1 protein-coding gene is annotated in these 1,210 nt (G+C 38.6%); it reads left to right on the top strand.

Annotated elements, in window-relative coordinates; all coding sequences use genetic code 11:
• The first annotated feature begins 229 nt into the window (after positions 1-229).
• Positions 230-1,183, top strand: a complete 954-nt coding sequence (locus tag H5232_RS23300; protein WP_182719730.1) for an IS110 family transposase — start codon at positions 230-232, stop codon at positions 1,181-1,183.
• Positions 1,184-1,210: the final 27 nt, after the last annotated feature.

Genomic DNA, 1,210 nt, shown 5'->3' on the forward strand with positions numbered 1-1,210 from the left:
CTTGTATGGATAATAAACCCATAAATTAATTATTATTTTAACCTAGTTCGGGTAATGTGAGGCCCAAGCTTTGGCTGCAACCAAAGTCTTTTATACAGTAGTTCGATTGATTGAAGGCTCCTCTATTGAGAGACCGGTAACAAGTAAGAACGCTGTATAAACTCCAAGCATTAAACTCGGATAGTCAACTGGGCCTCGAGCCCGAATAGCAAGGCAGAGTCAGCTTATTATGAATACACTAAATAATCAAAACGAAATTAACGTCGGCGTCGATACTGGCAAAACACAACTCGACATTTATATCAGACCATTAGACATCTACTTCACCGTAGAAAACAATCAAAGTGGTATTAAACACGCTATACAAATATTAAAAAAACACCCAGTAACGCGTGTCACTATTGAAGCAACCGGACGTCTTGAGCAACCTTTTATTATAGCCTGCGCTGAGGCGAATATTCCCTTCGTAGTTGCTAATCCAGTAAACATTAAACGCTTCGCAGGGGCTATCGGCCAAAAAGCAAAAACAGATAAACTGGATGCACAACTCATTGCTCATTTTGGTGAAGCAATAAAGCCGCCTCTATCTTCTTTAAAGCCAGACCAAATGCGCTTAATGAGCGATTTACTATCGAGAAGACGGCAGTTAATGGATATGCAAACGATGGAGAAAAACCGCTCTCAAATAATGCCAAAAACAATATCATCACTAATAAAACCTATCTTAACTGCACTGAAAAATCAGATAGAAAAAGTAGATTTAAAACTACAAAAACTCATTAAAGAATGTGACGAATACGAAGCGAAAAATAACATTATTCAAAGCGTACCAGGTGTTGGAAATGTTGTCGCATTTAACCTTCTTAGCGACATGCCTGAGCTTGGTTATGTAAACAACAAAGAAGCTGCATCTTTAGTTGGCGTAGCACCATTTAATCGTGAAAGTGGAGTTTATCAAGGCAAGCGAATGATACGTGGAGGACGGCCCAAAATTAGAACCGCAATGTATATGGCAATGATGTCAGCTATCCAATGCAACCCTAAATTTAAAGAAATTTACCAACGAATGGTTGCAGCAGGAAAACCTAAAAAAGTAGCCATCATTGCGTGTATACGAAAGCTGGTAGTGATAATAAATTCAATGGTGAGAGATGGTGTAATGTGGGATCCTGAAATGGTTTAAAATTAGGAATTGACACCATAGTCACTT

It is taken from the genome of Pseudoalteromonas sp. SG41-5 (genome assembly GCF_014164495.1).
In the GTDB taxonomy this organism is placed as follows: Bacteria; Pseudomonadota; Gammaproteobacteria; order Enterobacterales; family Alteromonadaceae; genus Pseudoalteromonas; species Pseudoalteromonas rhizosphaerae.